The organism is Pseudomonas sp. SJZ074, assembly GCF_007828215.1.
Taxonomy (GTDB): domain Bacteria; phylum Pseudomonadota; class Gammaproteobacteria; order Pseudomonadales; family Pseudomonadaceae; genus Aquipseudomonas.
Map to the genome: position 1 here is coordinate 121,501 of NZ_VIUE01000001.1, position 16,639 is coordinate 138,139.

General features: G+C 62.4%; 14 protein-coding genes. 11 read left to right on the forward strand and 3 right to left on the reverse strand.

The window, feature by feature from the left end; genetic code table 11:
- Positions 1–3: 3 nt before the first annotated feature.
- The 3 genes from FBX99_RS00635 to FBX99_RS00645 are packed head-to-tail and all read left to right on the forward strand — an operon-like array spanning position 4 to position 3,586.
- Entirely contained in the window at positions 4–1,905 is a 1,902-nt protein-coding gene (locus FBX99_RS00635) for a sensor histidine kinase (protein WP_144924732.1), read from the forward strand.
- Positions 1,902–3,230: a sigma-54 dependent transcriptional regulator gene (locus FBX99_RS00640; RefSeq protein ID WP_144924729.1), complete on the forward strand. Its 1,329-nt coding sequence runs from the start codon at positions 1,902–1,904 to the stop codon at positions 3,228–3,230. Before FBX99_RS00635 ends, FBX99_RS00640 begins: the two co-directional genes overlap by 4 nt.
- Before the next feature lie 26 nt (positions 3,231–3,256).
- Positions 3,257–3,586, forward strand: a complete 330-nt coding sequence (locus FBX99_RS00645; protein ID WP_178111831.1) for a GlpM family protein — start codon at positions 3,257–3,259, stop codon at positions 3,584–3,586.
- Between the two features lie 122 nt (positions 3,587–3,708).
- Here FBX99_RS00645 and FBX99_RS00650 read toward each other — a convergent pair whose 3' ends face one another.
- Entirely contained in the window at positions 3,709–4,323 is a 615-nt protein-coding gene (locus FBX99_RS00650) for an NAD(P)-dependent oxidoreductase (RefSeq protein WP_144924723.1), read from the reverse strand.
- Positions 4,324–4,417: 94 nt separating this feature from the next.
- Complete coding sequence (locus FBX99_RS00655; RefSeq protein WP_144924720.1) at positions 4,418–5,296, reverse strand: MBL fold metallo-hydrolase; 879 nt, start codon at positions 5,294–5,296, stop codon at positions 4,418–4,420.
- A 112-nt stretch (positions 5,297–5,408) separates the two neighbouring features.
- Between FBX99_RS00655 and FBX99_RS00660 the strand changes: the two genes are divergently transcribed.
- The 8 genes from FBX99_RS00660 to FBX99_RS00695 all read left to right on the forward strand — a co-directional run bounded on the left by FBX99_RS00660 (position 5,409) and on the right by FBX99_RS00695 (position 15,436).
- Positions 5,409–6,314 carry a LysR family transcriptional regulator gene (locus tag FBX99_RS00660; protein WP_145130387.1) on the forward strand — a complete coding sequence of 302 codons (906 nt, stop codon included), beginning with the start codon at positions 5,409–5,411 and terminating at the stop codon, positions 6,312–6,314.
- 110 nt (positions 6,315–6,424) lie between these two features.
- Positions 6,425–7,933: a sigma-54-dependent transcriptional regulator gene (locus tag FBX99_RS00665; protein WP_144924714.1), complete on the forward strand. Its 1,509-nt coding sequence runs from the start codon at positions 6,425–6,427 to the stop codon at positions 7,931–7,933.
- Positions 7,934–8,357: 424 nt separating this feature from the next.
- On the forward strand, positions 8,358–8,741 hold the full coding sequence (gene gcvH / locus FBX99_RS00670; protein ID WP_144924712.1) for a glycine cleavage system protein GcvH: 384 nt from the start codon (positions 8,358–8,360) through the stop codon (positions 8,739–8,741).
- 10 nt (positions 8,742–8,751) lie between these two features.
- Positions 8,752–11,601 (forward strand): aminomethyl-transferring glycine dehydrogenase, encoded by a 2,850-nt coding sequence (gcvP, locus tag FBX99_RS00675; protein ID WP_145130389.1) that lies wholly within the window; start codon positions 8,752–8,754, stop codon positions 11,599–11,601.
- Positions 11,602–11,709: 108 nt separating this feature from the next.
- On the forward strand, positions 11,710–13,086 hold the full coding sequence (locus tag FBX99_RS00680; RefSeq protein ID WP_144924706.1) for an L-serine ammonia-lyase: 1,377 nt from the start codon (positions 11,710–11,712) through the stop codon (positions 13,084–13,086).
- A gap of 35 nt (positions 13,087–13,121) precedes the next feature.
- A complete protein-coding gene (gene gcvT, locus FBX99_RS00685; protein WP_144924703.1) occupies positions 13,122–14,246 on the forward strand; it encodes a glycine cleavage system aminomethyltransferase GcvT in 1,125 nt (374 codons plus the stop codon).
- Positions 14,247–14,641: 395 nt separating this feature from the next.
- A complete protein-coding gene (locus FBX99_RS00690) occupies positions 14,642–14,854 on the forward strand; it encodes a cold-shock protein (protein WP_040070294.1) in 213 nt (70 codons plus the stop codon).
- Positions 14,855–14,947: 93 nt separating this feature from the next.
- A complete protein-coding gene (locus FBX99_RS00695) occupies positions 14,948–15,436 on the forward strand; it encodes an RDD family protein (protein WP_144924700.1) in 489 nt (162 codons plus the stop codon).
- A gap of 123 nt (positions 15,437–15,559) precedes the next feature.
- Here the strand turns inward: FBX99_RS00695 and nadA are convergent, their stop codons facing one another.
- Positions 15,560–16,618 carry a quinolinate synthase NadA gene (gene nadA, locus FBX99_RS00705; protein ID WP_024779477.1) on the reverse strand — a complete coding sequence of 353 codons (1,059 nt, stop codon included), beginning with the start codon at positions 16,616–16,618 and terminating at the stop codon, positions 15,560–15,562.
- Between the last annotated feature and the right edge of the window lie 21 nt (positions 16,619–16,639).

The following is a 16,639-nucleotide window of genomic DNA, read 5'->3' on the forward strand; positions in this document are numbered from 1 at the left end:
GTGATGAAATGCGACCCCACCCTCTATCGCGCGACGCCGCCATCACTTGCCGTGAAACCCCGTCTGATCCGCCATCTGTTCCTGCCGCCGTTGATCATCGCGCTGACGATCGGCCTGGGTTACCTTGGTTTCTGGATCAGCGAGCACTATGGCATTCGCGGTCTCGCCGAAAATGGCGAGCGCCAGTTGGAGTTGCATGCCCGCGCCGTCGAGAGCGAGATCAGCAAGTACACCTACCTGCCCAGCCTGCTGGAGCTTGAATCCAGCGTCTCGCAACTGCTCGACGACCCGACACCGGAACATCGCAAGACCGTCAATGAATACCTCGAAGGCCTGAACCGCCGCAGCCTCAGCCGGGCCATCTACGTGATGGACACCACCGGGCGGGTCATGGCCACCAGCAACTGGCGCGACGTCGACAGCTACCTGGGTGAAGACCTGTCCTTCCGCGCCTACTTCCAGAACGCCGTTCGCGGCCAGCCGGGACGCTTCTACGGCATCGGCAGCACCAATGGCGAACCAGGCTATTACCTGGCCCATGGTCTCGAACAACAGGGCAAGATCATCGGCGTGGCCGTGGTCAAGGTACGGCTCGAAGCCATGGAGGAGCGCTGGCAACGGGCGCGCCTGGAGGCTTTCGTCAGCGACGAGAACGGCATCATCATCCTCTCCAGCGATCCGGCACGACGGCTCAAATCCGTGCGTCCGCTGAGTGACGACACCAAGGAACGCCTGGCACGCAGTCTGCAGTATTACTGGTTCCCGCTGAACGAACTGATCCCCCTGGCCCGGGAGCGGCTGACCGAAGGCATGGAGAAACTGACCTTCCCGGCCAACACCGAAGTGGCCGCCGAGAAGCAGGCCATCAGTTACCTTTCGCAGACCCGTCCCCTGAACGACACACCGTGGAATTTCACCCTGCTGACGCCCCTTGAAGACTTGCGTCGCCAGTCAATCAACCAGGGCATCCTGGTGGCCGTGGCCTTCGCCCTGGTGGCGTTCCTGTTGATTGCCTGGAACGAACGGCGCAAGGTCATCGCCACCCGCCTCGCCGCCCGTGAAGCCCTGCAGGAAGCCAACAGCCAGCTCGAGCGTCGGATTACCGAACGCACCACCGACCTGCGGGCCAGCAACGATCGGCTCAAGAGCCAGATCCGCGAACGCCGGCAGGCTGAAGAAACATTGCGCCGGGCCCAGGACGAACTGGTGCAGGCCGGCAAACTGGCGGCCATCGGGCAGATGTCCACCAGCATCGCTCACGAGCTCAACCAGCCGTTGGCCGCCCTGCGCACCTTGTCCGGCAACACCGTGCGCTTCCTGGAGCGCGGCCAGTTGGATACAGCCAGCGCCAACCTGAAGACCATCAACGAACTGATCGATCGCATGGGCCGGATTACCGCCAGCCTGCGTTCCTTCGCCCGGCGCGGGGACGACAAGGGCCGGGCCAGCCTCGGCAAGGCCGTCGAGGCCGCCCTGCAGCTACTGGCCGGTCGCCTTGAAAACCAGGGTGTCCAGGTGCATGCCGGCTTCGATGACATCCAGGTGCAGATCGACCAGACGCGCCTGGAGCAGATCCTGGTGAACCTGATCGGCAACGCCCTCGACGCCATGCAGGACCGACCCGAGCCTCGGCTGTGGCTCGAAGGCCAGGCCCAGGATGGGAAATATCGCCTGCGGGTACGGGATAATGGCCACGGTATCGACCCGGAAACGCGCAAGCATCTGTTCGAACCCTTTTTCACCACCAAACCCGGCGAACAAGGCCTGGGGCTGGGGCTGACGCTCTCGGCGAGCCTGGCCGCCGCCGCTGGCGGGCACCTGGATGTCGAGCACCCGGAAGGCGGTGGCAGCACCTTTGTCCTCAGTTTACCGTTGGTAAGCCCTTTATCTGCCGAGCCGCTATGAACAACGACCTGAGCGTACTGATCGTCGAAGACGATCCCCATGTCCTGCTGGGCTGCCAGCAGGCCCTGGCCCTGGAAGACATTCCCTGTGACGGCGTGGGCAGCGCCGAAGAGGCCCTGGCGCGGGTCGGCGAAGACTTTGCCGGCATCGTCATCAGTGACATCCGCCTGCCGGGCATCGATGGCCTGGAACTGCTGACCCGCCTCAAGGAACGGGACCGCAGCCTGCCGGTGGTGCTGATCACCGGTCACGGCGACATCTCCATGGCAGTGGACGCCATGCAAAAAGGCGCCTACGACTTCATGGAGAAACCCTTCTCCCCCGAACGCCTGGTGGACGTCGCCCGCCGCGCCCTGGAAAAGCGCAGCCTGGCCCGAGAGGTGACTTCGCTGCGCCGGCAACTGGCCGAACGCGACTCCCTGGAAGGGCGGATCATCGGTCGCTCGCCGGCCATGCAGCACTTGCGGGAATTGATCGCCAACGTAGCCGATACTTCGGCCAACGTGCTGATCGAAGGCGAAACCGGTACCGGCAAGGAACTGGTCGCCCGCTGCCTGCATGACTTCAGCCGACGCAACGGCAAACAGTTCGTCGCGCTGAACTGTGGCGGCTTGCCGGAGAACCTGTTCGAAAGCGAGATCTTCGGCCACGAAGCCAATGCCTTCACCGGTGCAGGCAAGCGTCGGATCGGCAAGATCGAGCACGCCGACGGCGGCACGCTGTTTCTCGATGAAGTGGAAAGCATGCCCCTGCCCTTGCAGATCAAGCTGTTGCGCGTCCTGCAGGAGCGCACTCTCGAACGGCTGGGCTCGAACCAGAGCGTGGCCGTGGATTGCCGGGTGATCGCCGCGACCAAGTCCGACCTGGATGAACTGGGTCGGGCCGGACAGTTTCGCAGCGACCTGTATTACCGCCTCAACGTGGTGACCCTGGAACTGCCGCCGCTACGCGAACGGCGGGAAGACATCCTGCAACTGTTCGAGCATTTTCTTCAGCAATCATCCCTGCGCTTCGACCGTACGGCACCGGAGCTGGACAACCAGACCCTGTCCAATCTGATGAGCCACGACTGGCCAGGCAACGTGCGGGAGCTGCGCAACGTTGCCGAACGCTTCGCCCTCGGCTTGCCGGCCTTCAAAAAATCCGGGTCCAGCGGCGCCAGCCAGGGCCTGGCCTTCGCCGAAGCGGTGGAAGCCTTCGAACGCAACCTGTTGGTCGACGCCCTGCAACGCAGCGGTGGCAACCTGACCCAGGCCAGTCAGGAACTGGGGATGGCCAAAACCACGCTGTTCGACAAAGTCAAAAAATATGGCCTGAGCCACTGACCGGGGACGATGAAACTGTGGACCTGATTTTCAAGGCGGCGCTCGGCGCGGCGGTGGTGGTGATCCTGGCGATGCTCGCCAAGACCCGCAACTATTACATCGCCGGGCTGGTGCCGTTGTTCCCCACCTTTGCCCTGATTGCCCATTACATCGTCGGTAAGGGCCGCTCGGTGGAGGACCTGAAGACCACCATCGTGTTTGGCATGTGGTCGATCATTCCGTACTTCGTATATCTGGCGACGCTGTACATCATGGTCGACCGCATGCGCCTCGAGGCTTCACTGGCCGTGGCGGCCGTGGCATGGCTGATGGCGGCGACGGTACTGGTCAGTGTCTGGGTGAAGGTTCACGGCTGATCTGTAAAACCCTGTGGGAGCGGGCTTGCTCGCGAAAGCGGCGTGTCAGTCGACATTTACTTGGCTGACACACCGCCTTCGCGAGCAAGCCCGCTCCCACAGGGGCTCGCGATGGGGCCGGATCAGTAGCCGACGGTGAACCGCGCGCGTGAGAACTGCGGCGCTTCCACTTCATCGATCATTGCAATGGCGTAGTCGGCAAAGCTGATCCAGCTGCGCCCGCTGGCGTCGAACAACAGGTGCTCCTTGCCAAGCCGGAACTGGCCGGTGCGCCCGGTTTCGACGAACTCCGCCGAGGGCGAGAGGAAGGTCCAGTCCAGGTCCTGCTCCTTGCGCAGCACGTCCAGGAACAGCGCACCGGCGGTGGCTTCGGCGAGGTATTGCTCAGGAAAACCCTCGCTGTCGATCACCCGACTGTTGTCCGGCAGCAGCAACGAGCCGGCACCGCCCACCACCAGCAAGCGCTTGACCCCGGCAGCCTTGAGCGGAGCGATCACCTTGTCGGCCGGGACGGTGGCGAAGTGGGCGGCGCTGATGACCACGTCGTGGCCGGCGACCGCTGCGGTCAACGCTTCGCTGTCCAATACATCCAGTTGCTTGCTGGTCACCCCGGCCCTTTCCCCGATTTTCGCGGTGTTACGAGCGATGGCTGTCACGCTGTGACCGCGACGCAGGGCCTCTTCCATCAGTTGGCTGCCGGCACGACCGGTAGCACCGATGATTGCGATTTTGCTCATGGTGTTCTCCTGTGATTATCAATGTTTGAAAGCTTGCTTTTTGGCGAGGGGATTTATCCCTCGCCACAACCGGGTTACAGCCGGAAATCGGGCTTCACCACTTCATCTCCCCCTTGGCCACTTTGGCACTGAGCTCCAGAGAGCTGTCTTCACCCAGGCTCGGGAAGCGTTGCTTCATCGCGGCGATAAGGGCAGCGGAGTCTTTGGCGCGGGTGGTTTCTTCGTCGAAGGCCTGGATGTAGGCGGCGGTGAATTTGACCGACGTCAGCGAACGCTCGCTCTCGCCCAGGTAATGGCCCGGAATCACCATGCGCGGTTGCAACTTCTCAATGCCGGCCAGTATCGCCAGCCAGTCCTTATGGGATTGCGGCGTCTGGGTATCGGCCATCCAGACATGAATATTCTCGGCCACCACCACACCGCCGACTACGGCCTTGATCGATGGAATCCACAGAAAACTGCGGTCCGGTTGTGGACCGTCGAGGCCGACGACCTGCAAGCGCTGGCCTTCCAGCATCAGGCTGTCGCCCTTGAGTACCTGGGGCACGACCGCCTTGGCCGGTGCGTCGGCCTTCAGGATCGGCCCCCAGTATTGAAGCTTGCCGTCGACGGTCTGTTTGATGTGCTCGACGGTTGGCGCAGACGCCAGCACCTTGGCTTCCGGGAACGCGGCGGTCAGGGTTTCCAGGCCGAAATAGTAGTCCGGGTCGCCATGGCTGATATAAATCGCGGTCAATCGCTTGCCGCTGGCACGGATTTTCTGCGCCACCTGCTCAGCCTGGGATTTGCCGAATTGGGCATCCACCAGAATCGCCTCCTTTGCGCCGCTGACCAGTACCGAGGTCACTGGGAACACCGCTGCCTCGCCAGGATTGTAGACGTCGAGGGTAAGGTCGGCGGCCCAGGCGTGGGCCGCGAAGACCAAGCCGGCAGTCGCCAGCAACAGGCGCTTGAGTGAGGTGCTTGCGGTCATGCTGTGCTCCGTTGTCGATTGGCCCGAAGGCAATGAAACGGAGCTTAGTCACCTGATTCGCTCCAAAAAATGCGATGCTACGACATAGTTTGTTTCTGAAATCGGGCAAATCATGGATCGTCTACAAGCAATGCGGGTGTTTATCACCGTGGTGGACCTGGGCAGCCAATCGGCGGCGGCCGATTATCTGGAGCTGTCGCGGCCGGTAGTGTCGCGGTATCTGGCGGAACTGGAGGATTGGGTCGGTGCCCGGCTGATGCACCGAACCACCCGCAAGCTGAGCCTGACGGCCGCCGGCATCGAAACATTGCCACGCTGCCGGCAAATGCTGGAACTGTCCAGCGACATGCAGGCGGCCGTCAGTGCACCGGACGACGCCCCACGGGGCATGTTGCGCATCAGTTCCAGCACCTCGTTCGGCCAGGCCCAGTTGGCAACGGCCATCACCGAGTATGTCACCCGTTATCCGGGAGTGAGCGTCGACCTGCAAATGCTCGATCGCATCGTGAACCTGGTAGATGAGCGCATCGACCTGGCGATCCGCATGAGCTACGACCTGGACCCCAGCCTGATCGCCAGGCGCCTCACCGTCTGCCGCTCGGTGATCTGTGCCTCGCCCAGCTATCTGCGCGAACACCCGGTACCGCAACGGGTCGAGGACCTGAGCCGGCACAATTGCCTGACCCATTCCTACGTGGGCAAGAGCCTCTGGCATTTCGAGCAGGACGGCGAGCAGGTCGCGGTGCCGGTGCAGGGCAATATCAGCGGCAACGACGCCAGTACCCTGCTGCGAGCGACCATCGCCGGGGCCGGCGTGGCAATGCTGCCCAGCTACCAGGCCGGCGCCCACATCAAGAGCGGTGAGCTGGTTCGCCTGCTGGCCCACGCCGAACCCCGGCAGATGAACATGTACGCGGTGTACGCATCACGCCGACACATGCCGTCGGCACTGCGCAGCCTGGTGGATTTCCTGGTGGTGAGATTTCCCGAGACGCCGGAGTGGGATATCGGCTTGTAAGCTCCCACAGGGGTACCCAGTGGAGGTCAAGAATAGCGCCAGGATTCCACCAACAGCCCGCCCCAAGGCATACTTGCCACCCTCCGCATTCCAGAACCCGAAACCGCCCCATGCGTATCCACGTCAGTTTCATCGACCGCGTTGGCATCACCCAGGAAGTCCTGGCATTGCTGGGTGGTCGCAATCTCAATCTGGATGCGGTGGAGATGGTACCGCCCAACGTCTACATCGACGCCCCGACCCTCAGCCCACAGGTGCTGGACGAGCTGCGCGAGGCGCTGTTCAGCGTGCGCGGGGTACAATCGGTCACCGTGGTGGACATCCTGCCGGGCCAGCGTCGGCATCTGCAGCTCGATGCGTTGCTGGCGGCCATGACCGACCCGGTGCTGGCCCTCGACAGCTCCGGCAACGTGTTGCTGGCCAACCCTGCGCTGATTGCCCTGTACGGTCGCGAACCGGCCGGCGAAAGCGTAGCCGGGCTGTTCGGGGACGAGGCGCTGTTGGACACCCTGGTGGAGAATGGCTTTCGCTTGCCGCTGCGAGAAATCACCCTCAATGGCCAGACCTGGTTGCTGGACGCCATGCCCATCACCGACGCCGGCGCGTTGCTCACGCTGTACCAGCCGAACCGCATCGGCGAACGCTTGTCGGCGCTGCACCACGACCATGCCGAAGGTTTTGATGCGCTGCTTGGCGACTCCCCGGCGATCCGCTCCCTCAAGGCCAGGGCGAAAAGGGTTGCCGCGCTGGATGCTCCGCTGCTGATCCAAGGAGAAACCGGCACCGGCAAAGAGCTGGTAGCCCGGGCCTGCCATGCCATCAGTGCGCGGCACGGTGCACCGTTCCTGGCCCTGAACTGCGCCGCGCTGCCGGAGAACCTGGCCGAAAGCGAACTGTTCGGTTACGCCCCCGGCGCCTTTACCGGTGCACAACGGGGCGGTAAACCGGGGCTGATGGAACTGGCGAACCAGGGTACGGTGTTCCTGGATGAAATCGGCGAAATGTCGCCGTACCTGCAAGCCAAGCTGCTGCGCTTCCTCAACGACGGCAGCTTCCGCCGGGTCGGCGGCGACCGGGAAATCAAGGTCAACGTGCGGATTCTCAGCGCGACCCATCGCAACCTGGAGAAAATGGTCAACGAGGGTTCGTTCCGCGAAGACCTGTTCTATCGCCTGAACGTGCTCAACGTCGAGGTCCCGCCACTGCGTGAGCGCGGCCAGGACATCCTCCTGCTGGCCCGGCATTTCATGCAACAGGCCTGCGCCCAGATCCAGCGCCCGGTCTGTCGCCTCGCCCCCGGCACCTATCCGGCGTTGCTGGGCAACCGCTGGCCCGGCAACGTGCGACAACTGCAAAACGTGATCTTCCGTGCCGCGGCCATCTGCGAGAGCAGCCTGGTGGACATCGGCGATCTGGACATCGCCGGCACCTCCGTCGCGCGACAAGGCGATGTGGACGTCGAAAGCCTGGAACAGGCCGTGGAAACCTTCGAAAAACATCTGCTCGAAAGCCTCTACGTCAACTACCCCTCCACCCGTCAACTCGCCAGCCGCCTGCAAACCTCCCACACAGCGATTGCTCATCGGCTGCGCAAGTATGGGATTCCCAACAAGCCGTAGCCGCATCACCTTCCACTGTGGGAGCGGGCTTGCTCGCGAATGCGGTTGCCAGTCGATATGTGATTACCTGACACACCGCATTCGCGAGCAAGCCCGCTCCCACAGGGACGGTGCGCGCCTGAACCCATACAAAAACGACCTCTATCTGTACTGAAAGCGCTACAGTGGAACGTTATCGCTACAGCCTACGGTAAGCTGCGCCGGATAAGGCTTTGATCCCGCAATCATTTTCTCCAAGCGCGCTGCTGTAGCGATTTCACTACAGCTGCGGTTGCCCGAGTCGCACCCAATTCAACTAAGTCATTGATTTGTAAGCAATTATCAACATTGGCCGCATTCTTGCTATGGGTATTTACATATGGCCGGGCCAAGCCCCCGCGCCTTTCTTCGCGTCCACCAGACGAATCTGGCCCCAGGAGTTCCCATGAGCGAGTTGCGTTTCACTGAAGATCACGAATGGCTGCGCGCCGAAGCCGATGGCAGCGTCACAGTCGGCATCACCGCGTTTGCACAGAACGCTTTGGGCGATGTGGTCTATGTTCAGTTACCGGAACTGAAAACCTACGCCAAGGGTGACGAAGCCTCTACCGTGGAATCGGTGAAGGCCGCCAGCGGTGTCTACATGCCGCTGAACGGTGACGTGCTGGAAGTCAACCCGGCCCTGGAAAGCAATCCTGAACTGGTCAACGAAGATCCGCTGGGCGAAGGCTGGTTTTTCCGTTTCAAGCCAGCCAATGCCGCTGAAGTTGGCCAACTGCTGGATCAGGACGCCTATGACCGCCTGATCAAAGCCAACGCCGAAGCCTGAGGAGCGCCACATGACCGTTAATCTGGGCACCGCCAACGAATTCATCGCCCGTCATATCGGCCCACGGGCCAGCGACGAGCAAGCCATGCTCGAGCGCCTGGGCTACGACTCCCTGGAAGCCCTGAGCGCCAGCGTCATCCCTGAGAGCATCAAGGGAACCAGCGTGCTGGAGATGGGGGACGGTCAGAGCGAAGCCGATGCACTGGCCTCGATCAAGGCCATCGCCGCCAAGAACAAACTGTTCAAGACCTACATCGGCCAGGGCTACTACAACTGCCACACGCCGGCCCCGATTCTGCGTAACCTGCTGGAAAACCCAGCCTGGTACACCGCCTACACGCCGTACCAACCGGAAATTTCCCAGGGTCGTCTCGAAGCGCTGCTGAACTTCCAGACCCTGATCAGCGACCTCACCGGCCTGCCGATCGCTAACGCTTCTTTGCTCGACGAAGCCACCGCCGCCGCCGAAGCCATGACCTTCTGCAAGCGCCTGAGCAAGAACAAGGGCAGCAATGCCTTCTTCGCCTCCGTGCACAGCCACCCGCAAACCCTCGACGTGCTGCGCACCCGTGCCGAGCCCCTGGGCATCGACGTGGTGGTGGGCGATGAGCGCGAACTGAGCAACGTCAGCAACTTCTTCGGCGCGCTGCTGCAGTACCCGGCCAGCAACGGCGACCTGTTCGACTACCGCGAACTGACCGAACGCTTCCACGCCGCCAACGCCTTGGTGGCCGTTGCCGCGGACCTGCTGGCCCTGACCCTGCTGACCCCGCCGGGTGAATTCGGTGCCGACGTGGCCATCGGCAGCGCCCAGCGCTTCGGCGTGCCGCTGGGCTTCGGCGGCCCACACGCGGCGTACTTCTCCACCAAGGATGCCTTCAAGCGCGACATGCCGGGCCGCCTGGTCGGTGTTTCCGTGGACCGTTTCGGCAAGCCGGCCCTGCGCCTGGCGATGCAGACCCGCGAGCAACACATCCGTCGCGAGAAAGCCACGAGCAACATCTGCACCGCCCAGGTGTTGCTGGCCAACATCGCCAGCATGTACGCCGTGTACCACGGCCCCAAGGGCCTGGTGCAAATTGCCAATCGCATCCATCACCTGACCGCGATCCTCGCCAAGGGCCTGGGCGCGCTGGGCCTGAGCGTCGAGCAAGAGAGCTTCTTCGACACCCTGACCCTGCACACCGGCGCGCAAACCTCCGCCCTGCACGACGAGGCCCGCGCCCAACGCATCAACCTGCGTGTGGTGGACGCGGAACGCCTGGGTCTGTCCCTGGACGAAACCACCTGCCAGGCCGACATCGAAACCCTGTGGGCGCTGCTGGCCGGCGGCAAGGCCCTGCCAGACTTCACCGCACTGGCCGCCACCGTACAAAGCCGCATCCCGGCCGAGCTGGTGCGCCAATCGGCGATCCTCAGCCACCCGGTGTTCAACCGCTATCACTCCGAAACCGAGCTGATGCGCTACCTGCGCAAGCTTGCCGACAAGGACCTGGCCCTGGATCGCACCATGATCCCGCTGGGTTCCTGCACCATGAAACTCAACGCCGCCAGCGAAATGATCCCGGTGACCTGGGCCGAATTCGGCGCCCTGCACCCATTCGCCCCGGCTGAGCAGAGCGCCGGTTACCAGCAGTTGACCGATGAACTGGAAGCCATGCTTTGCGCTGCCACCGGCTACGACGCGGTGTCGCTGCAACCCAACGCTGGTTCCCAGGGTGAATACGCCGGCCTGCTGGCGATCCGCGCCTATCACCAGAGCCGTGGCGAAGACCGTCGCGACATCTGCCTGATCCCTTCGTCGGCCCACGGCACCAACCCGGCCACCGCCAACATGGCCGGCATGCGCGTGGTGGTCACCGCCTGCGATGCCCGTGGCAACGTCGACATCGAAGACCTGCGGGCCAAGGCCATCGAGCACCGCGAACACCTCGCTGCGCTGATGATCACCTATCCGTCCACCCACGGTGTGTTCGAGGAAGGCATCCGCGAAATCTGCGGCATCATCCATGACAACGGCGGCCAGGTGTACATCGACGGCGCCAACATGAACGCCATGGTCGGCCTCTGTGCGCCAGGCAAGTTCGGCGGAGACGTGTCGCACCTGAACCTGCACAAGACCTTCTGCATTCCCCACGGCGGTGGCGGCCCGGGCGTCGGCCCGATTGGCGTCAAGTCGCACCTGGCGCCGTTCCTGCCGGGCCATGCCAACATGGCGCGCAAGGAAGGCGCGGTGTGTGCGGCGCCGTTCGGCAGCGCGAGCATCCTGCCGATCACCTGGATGTACATCCGCATGATGGGTGGCGCCGGCCTCAAGCGTGCTTCGCAACTGGCGATCCTCAATGCCAACTACATCGCCCGTCGCCTGGAAGAGCATTATCCGGTGCTCTACACCGGCAGCAACGGCCTGGTGGCCCACGAGTGCATCCTCGACCTGCGCCCGCTCAAGGACAGCAGCGGCATCAGCGTCGATGACGTGGCCAAGCGCCTGATCGACTTCGGTTTCCATGCCCCGACCATGTCGTTCCCAGTGGCCGGCACGCTGATGATCGAGCCGACCGAAAGCGAATCCAAAGAAGAACTGGACCGCTTCTGCGACGCCATGATCTGCATCCGCGAAGAAATCCGCGCAGTGGAAAACGGCAGCCTGGACAAGGACGACAACCCGCTGAAAAACGCTCCGCACACCGCGGCGGAAATCGTCGGTGAGTGGACCCACTCCTACAGCCGCGAACAGGCCGTTTACCCGGTCGCGTCGTTGATCGAAGGCAAGTACTGGCCGCCAGTGGGCCGGGTCGACAACGTGTTCGGCGATCGCAACCTGGTCTGCGCCTGCCCGTCGATCGAAAGCTACGCTTAAAGAAGCAGCGGCAAGTGACGAGCCGCAAGCTGCAAGTTAGACCCCACTCTGCTTTTAACTTGCAGCTTGTAGCTTGAAGCTCCTAGCTGCTCCCCCAAGGAGCCTCCTATGTCGTTAAGCGTGTTCGACCTGTTCAAGATCGGTATCGGCCCCTCCAGCTCCCATACGGTCGGCCCGATGCGTGCCGCCGCCCGCTTCGTCGAAGGGCTGCGTCGTGATGACCTGCTCGAGAGCATTACCAGCGTCAAGGTCGAGCTCTACGGCTCTCTCGGTGCCACCGGCAAGGGCCATGGCAGCGACAAGGCTGTGCTGCTGGGCCTGGAAGGCGAACACCCGGATACCGTGGACACCGAAACGGTGACCGCCCGCCTGCAGGCGATCCGCAGCAACGGTCGCTTGAACCTGCTGGGCCAACACCCCATCGAATTCAACGAAAAACTGCACCTGGCGATGATTCGCAAGCCGCTGCCCTTCCATCCAAATGGCATGATCTTCCGCGCCTTCGATGGTGCGGGCCTGCAAGTGCGCAGTCGCGAGTACTACTCGGTGGGCGGCGGTTTCGTCGTCGATGAAGACGCCGCCGGTGCCGACCGTATCGTCGAAGACGCCACGGTCCTGACCTTCCCGTTCAAAAGCGCGAAGGATCTGCTGGGCCATTGCAGTACCTATGGCCTGTCCATCAGCCAGGTGATGCTGACCAACGAAAGCGCCTGGCGCCCCGAAGCCGAAACCCGCGCCGGCCTGCTGAAGATCTGGCAAGTGATGCAGGATTGCGTGGCAGCCGGATGCCGCAACGAAGGCATCCTGCCGGGCGGGCTGAAGGTCAAGCGACGAGCAGCGGCGCTGCACCGTCAGCTGTGCAAGAACCCTGAAGCGTCGCTGCGCGACCCCTTGTCGGTGCTGGACTGGGTCAACCTGTATGCCCTGGCCGTCAACGAAGAGAACGCCTTTGGCGGGCGCGTCGTCACCGCCCCTACCAACGGCGCGGCGGGGATCATCCCGGCCGTGCTGCATTACTACATGCGCTTCATCCCCGGGGCCAACGAGGACGGCGTGGTGCGGTTCCTGCTGACCGCCGCCGCCATTGGCATCCTGTACAAGGAAAATGCCTCCATTTCCGGTGCCGAGGTCGGTTGTCAGGGTGAAGTCGGCGTCGCCTGTTCCATGGCCGCCGGTGCCTTGTGCGAAGTCCTGGGCGGTACGGTGCAGCAAGTGGAAAACGCCGCCGAAATCGGCATGGAACACAACCTCGGCCTGACCTGCGATCCGATCGGCGGCCTGGTGCAGGTGCCCTGCATCGAACGCAACGCCATGGGCTCGGTGAAAGCCATCAATGCGGTGCGCATGGCCATGCGCGGCGACGGGCATCACTTCGTGTCCCTCGACAAAGTCATCCGCACCATGCGCCAGACCGGCGCCGACATGAAAAGCAAATACAAGGAGACCGCCCGCGGCGGTCTGGCGGTCAACATCATCGAATGCTGATGCGCGCCTCTCTCTTCATTTTTCCCGGAGCTGATATGTCCACCGAACAACTGCTGAAGACCCCGCTACATTCCCTGCACCTGGAACTCGGCGCCCGCATGGTGCCGTTCGCCGGCTACGACATGCCGGTGCAGTACCCATTGGGGGTCATGAAAGAACATCAGCACACCCGTGAACAGGCCGGGCTGTTCGACGTGTCCCACATGGGCCAGATCCGCCTGACCGGCGCGGGCGCCGCCCAGGCCCTGGAAACCCTGGTACCGGTGGACATCATCGATCTGCCAGTGGGCATGCAGCGCTACGCCATGTTCACCAACGCCAATGGCGGCATTCTCGACGACCTGATGGTCGCCAACCTGGGCAACGACGAACTGTTCCTGGTGGTCAACGCGGCGTGCAAGGATCAGGACCTGGCCCATTTGCGCACTCACATCGGCAGCCAGTGCGACATCGAGCCACTGTTCGAGGCCCGCGCCCTGCTCGCCCTGCAAGGCCCGGCGGCCGTTACCGTGCTGGCTCGTCTGGCACCGGACGTGGCGAAAATGACCTTCATGCAGTTCCAGCGCGTTACGCTGCTGGGCGTGGACTGCTTTGTCAGCCGTTCGGGCTACACCGGTGAAGACGGTTTCGAAATCTCCGTGCCCGCTGCCAATGCGGAAAAACTTGCCCGCGCCCTGCTGGCGGAACCGGAAGTCGCCGCCATCGGCCTCGGTGCCCGTGACTCCCTGCGCCTGGAAGCCGGCCTGTGCCTCTACGGCCACGACATGAACACCGAGACGACGCCGGTCGAAGCCAGCCTGCTGTGGGCCATCTCCAAGGTCCGTCGTGCCGACGGTGCCCGCGCAGGTGGCTTCCCGGGCGCTGAAACCGTGTTCGCCCAGCAACACAATGGTGTGAGCCGTAAACGCGTCGGCTTGCTGCCCCAGGAACGCACACCGGTGCGCGAAGGCGCGGAAATCGTCAACGAGGCCGGTGAGATCATCGGTACGGTGTGCAGCGGCGGCTTCGGTCCGACCCTGGGCGGTCCCTTGGCGATGGGTTATCTGGACGCTGCCTATACCGCCCTGGAAACACCAGTCTGGGCCATCGTCCGTGGGAAAAAGGTGCCTTTGCTTGTAAGCAAAATGCCATTCGTTGCACAACGCTACTACCGTGGCTGATTGACTGTTTCTATAAGTAACGCGATTGCGTTATACGTGCACTAATGTGTAACGCAACCGCCATAAAAAGGTGCATTTATTTCCTATTCAACGGTGTTTATATCGTTGGCAAACAATTGAACTCGCCTATCGATTAAGCCCAGGCCAACGAAGCGCATAAATGGCGGCAAGCTGAGGAAAACCGGGCCCTTTAGAGGGGGTTGTTTTTTCATTCGTAGTTGGCGTAGAGTTTGGTCACTGTGTTTGCATGGGTCGCTTGGAATCGTGACCTGGGCAGTAGCCTATGAAGTTCGCTACATCCCGTTCGACGTCTCTTACTTTCCTGCAACCCAGCCCCAGTACTCTTTCCAGTGAAAGAGGCTGTCATCAATTTAAGCGTCAAAGGAAATAAGAAAATGGCTGAGCGTCAGAGCGGTACCGTCAAGTGGTTCAACGACGAAAAGGGTTTTGGTTTTATCACTCCTGAAAGCGGTCCGGATCTGTTCGTACATTTCCGTGCCATCCAGGGCAGCGGCTTCAAAAGCCTGAAGGAAGGCCAGAAGGTCACCTTCGTTGCCGTGCAAGGCCAGAAAGGCATGCAGGCTGACGAGGTTGTCGCCGAAGCCTAAGCTTTCGCGACCCCAAAAGCCCCTGATTGATATCAGGGGCTTTTTTATGGGCGTAAATCCGTAGAATGAGCTTCTTTTTGGTCCGAGGCCGTCATGCCGAAACACCTGCTCACCCCTCAGGGCGACTTCCCTCCCGTCGGCCTGGGTCGTCGCCTGGCGGCGATGTTCTATGACTTTCTGCTGTGCACGGCGTTGCTGATCGTCACCAGTGGCGTCTACAAGATGATCCAGATGGGAATCATCGGCGAAGAGAAAATGCGCGCCCTCACCGAGGCCGGCGCACTGGATGGCGACCCGTTGCTCTCCACCGTGCTGCTGTTCGTACTGTTCGGTTTCTTCGCCAAGTTCTGGACCCACAACGGCCAGACCCTAGGCATGCAGGTGTGGGGCGTCCGCGTACAGAACGCCGATGGCACGGCCATCAGCCTGTGGCAGGCGCTGTTGCGGTTCGTGGTGTCGATTGCCTCATGGCTGCCGGTGGGGCTGGGCTTTCTCTGGTCGTTGTTCGACAAACGCAAGCGCAGCTGGCATGACATCTACTCGGATACGCAATTGGTGCGGATTCCCAAGAAGACCAAGTGATTCACACGTCTCGTTCCCACGCTCTGCGTGGGAATGCAGCCAAGGACGCTCCGCGTCCCAAAGCCGAACGCGGAGCGTCCGTAGAGACATTCCCACGCGGAGCGTGGGAACGAACATCAGGGCTCAGGCATTCCCCGCCAGCTTCATCCGCGCCGCCTGGGTGAAGTCCAGCATGCGCTTGAGCGGGCGAATGGCCTGGGGGATCAACGCCGGGTCGACGAAGATCTCGTTAGTGCCTTCCTGCAGGCTCTTGAGGGTACGCTCCAGGGTATTCATCGCCATCCACGGGCAGTGCGCGCAACTGCGGCAGGCCGCGCCGTTGCCGGCAGTCGGGGCTTCGATGAAGACCTTGTCCGGGCACAGCTGCTGCATCTTGTAGAAGATGCCACGGTCAGTGGCAACGATCAGCGTCTTGTTCGGCAGGCTCTGGGCCGCGGCGATCAGTTGGCTGGTGGAGCCCACGGCGTCCGCCAGTTCGATCACCGAAGTCGGCGACTCCGGGTGCACCAGGATCGCGGCGTCCGGGTACAGGGCCTTCATGTCCTCCAATTGCTTGGACTTGAATTCCTCGTGGACGATGCAGGCGCCGTCCCAGAGCAGCATGTCGGCGCCGGTCTTGCGTTGGATATACGTGCCCAGGTGCTTGTCCGGGCCCCAGATGATCGTCTCGCCGTTGTCCATCAGGCTCTCGACGATTTCCAGCGCACAGCTGGACGTCACCACCCAATCGGCACGGGCCTTGACCGCCGCCGACGTGTTGGCATACACCACCACGGTACGCTCCGGATGCTGGTCGCAGAACGCCGAGAACTCGTCCACCGGGCAACCGAGGTCCAGAGAGCAGGTGGCTTCCAAGGTCGGCATCAACACGCGTTTTTCAGGATTGAGGATCTTGGCGGTCTCGCCCATGAACCGGACCCCGGCCACCACCACGGTCTTGGCCGGGTGGGCATTGCCGAAGCGGGCCATTTCCAGGGAGTCGGACACGCAGCCGCCGGTTTCCTCGGCCAGGGCTTGGATGATCGGGTCACAGTAGAAGTGCGCGACCAGCACCGCGTCCTGAGCCTTGAGCTCGGCGGCGATGGCGGCGCGGTACCAGGCTTCTTGCTCGGCACTCAGCGGCTTGGGCTGTTTGGCGTCGAGGTGAGCCTGGACCAGAAGACGTTCGGAAATTTGGGTCATGTTCGCAAGACCTGCAGGCGC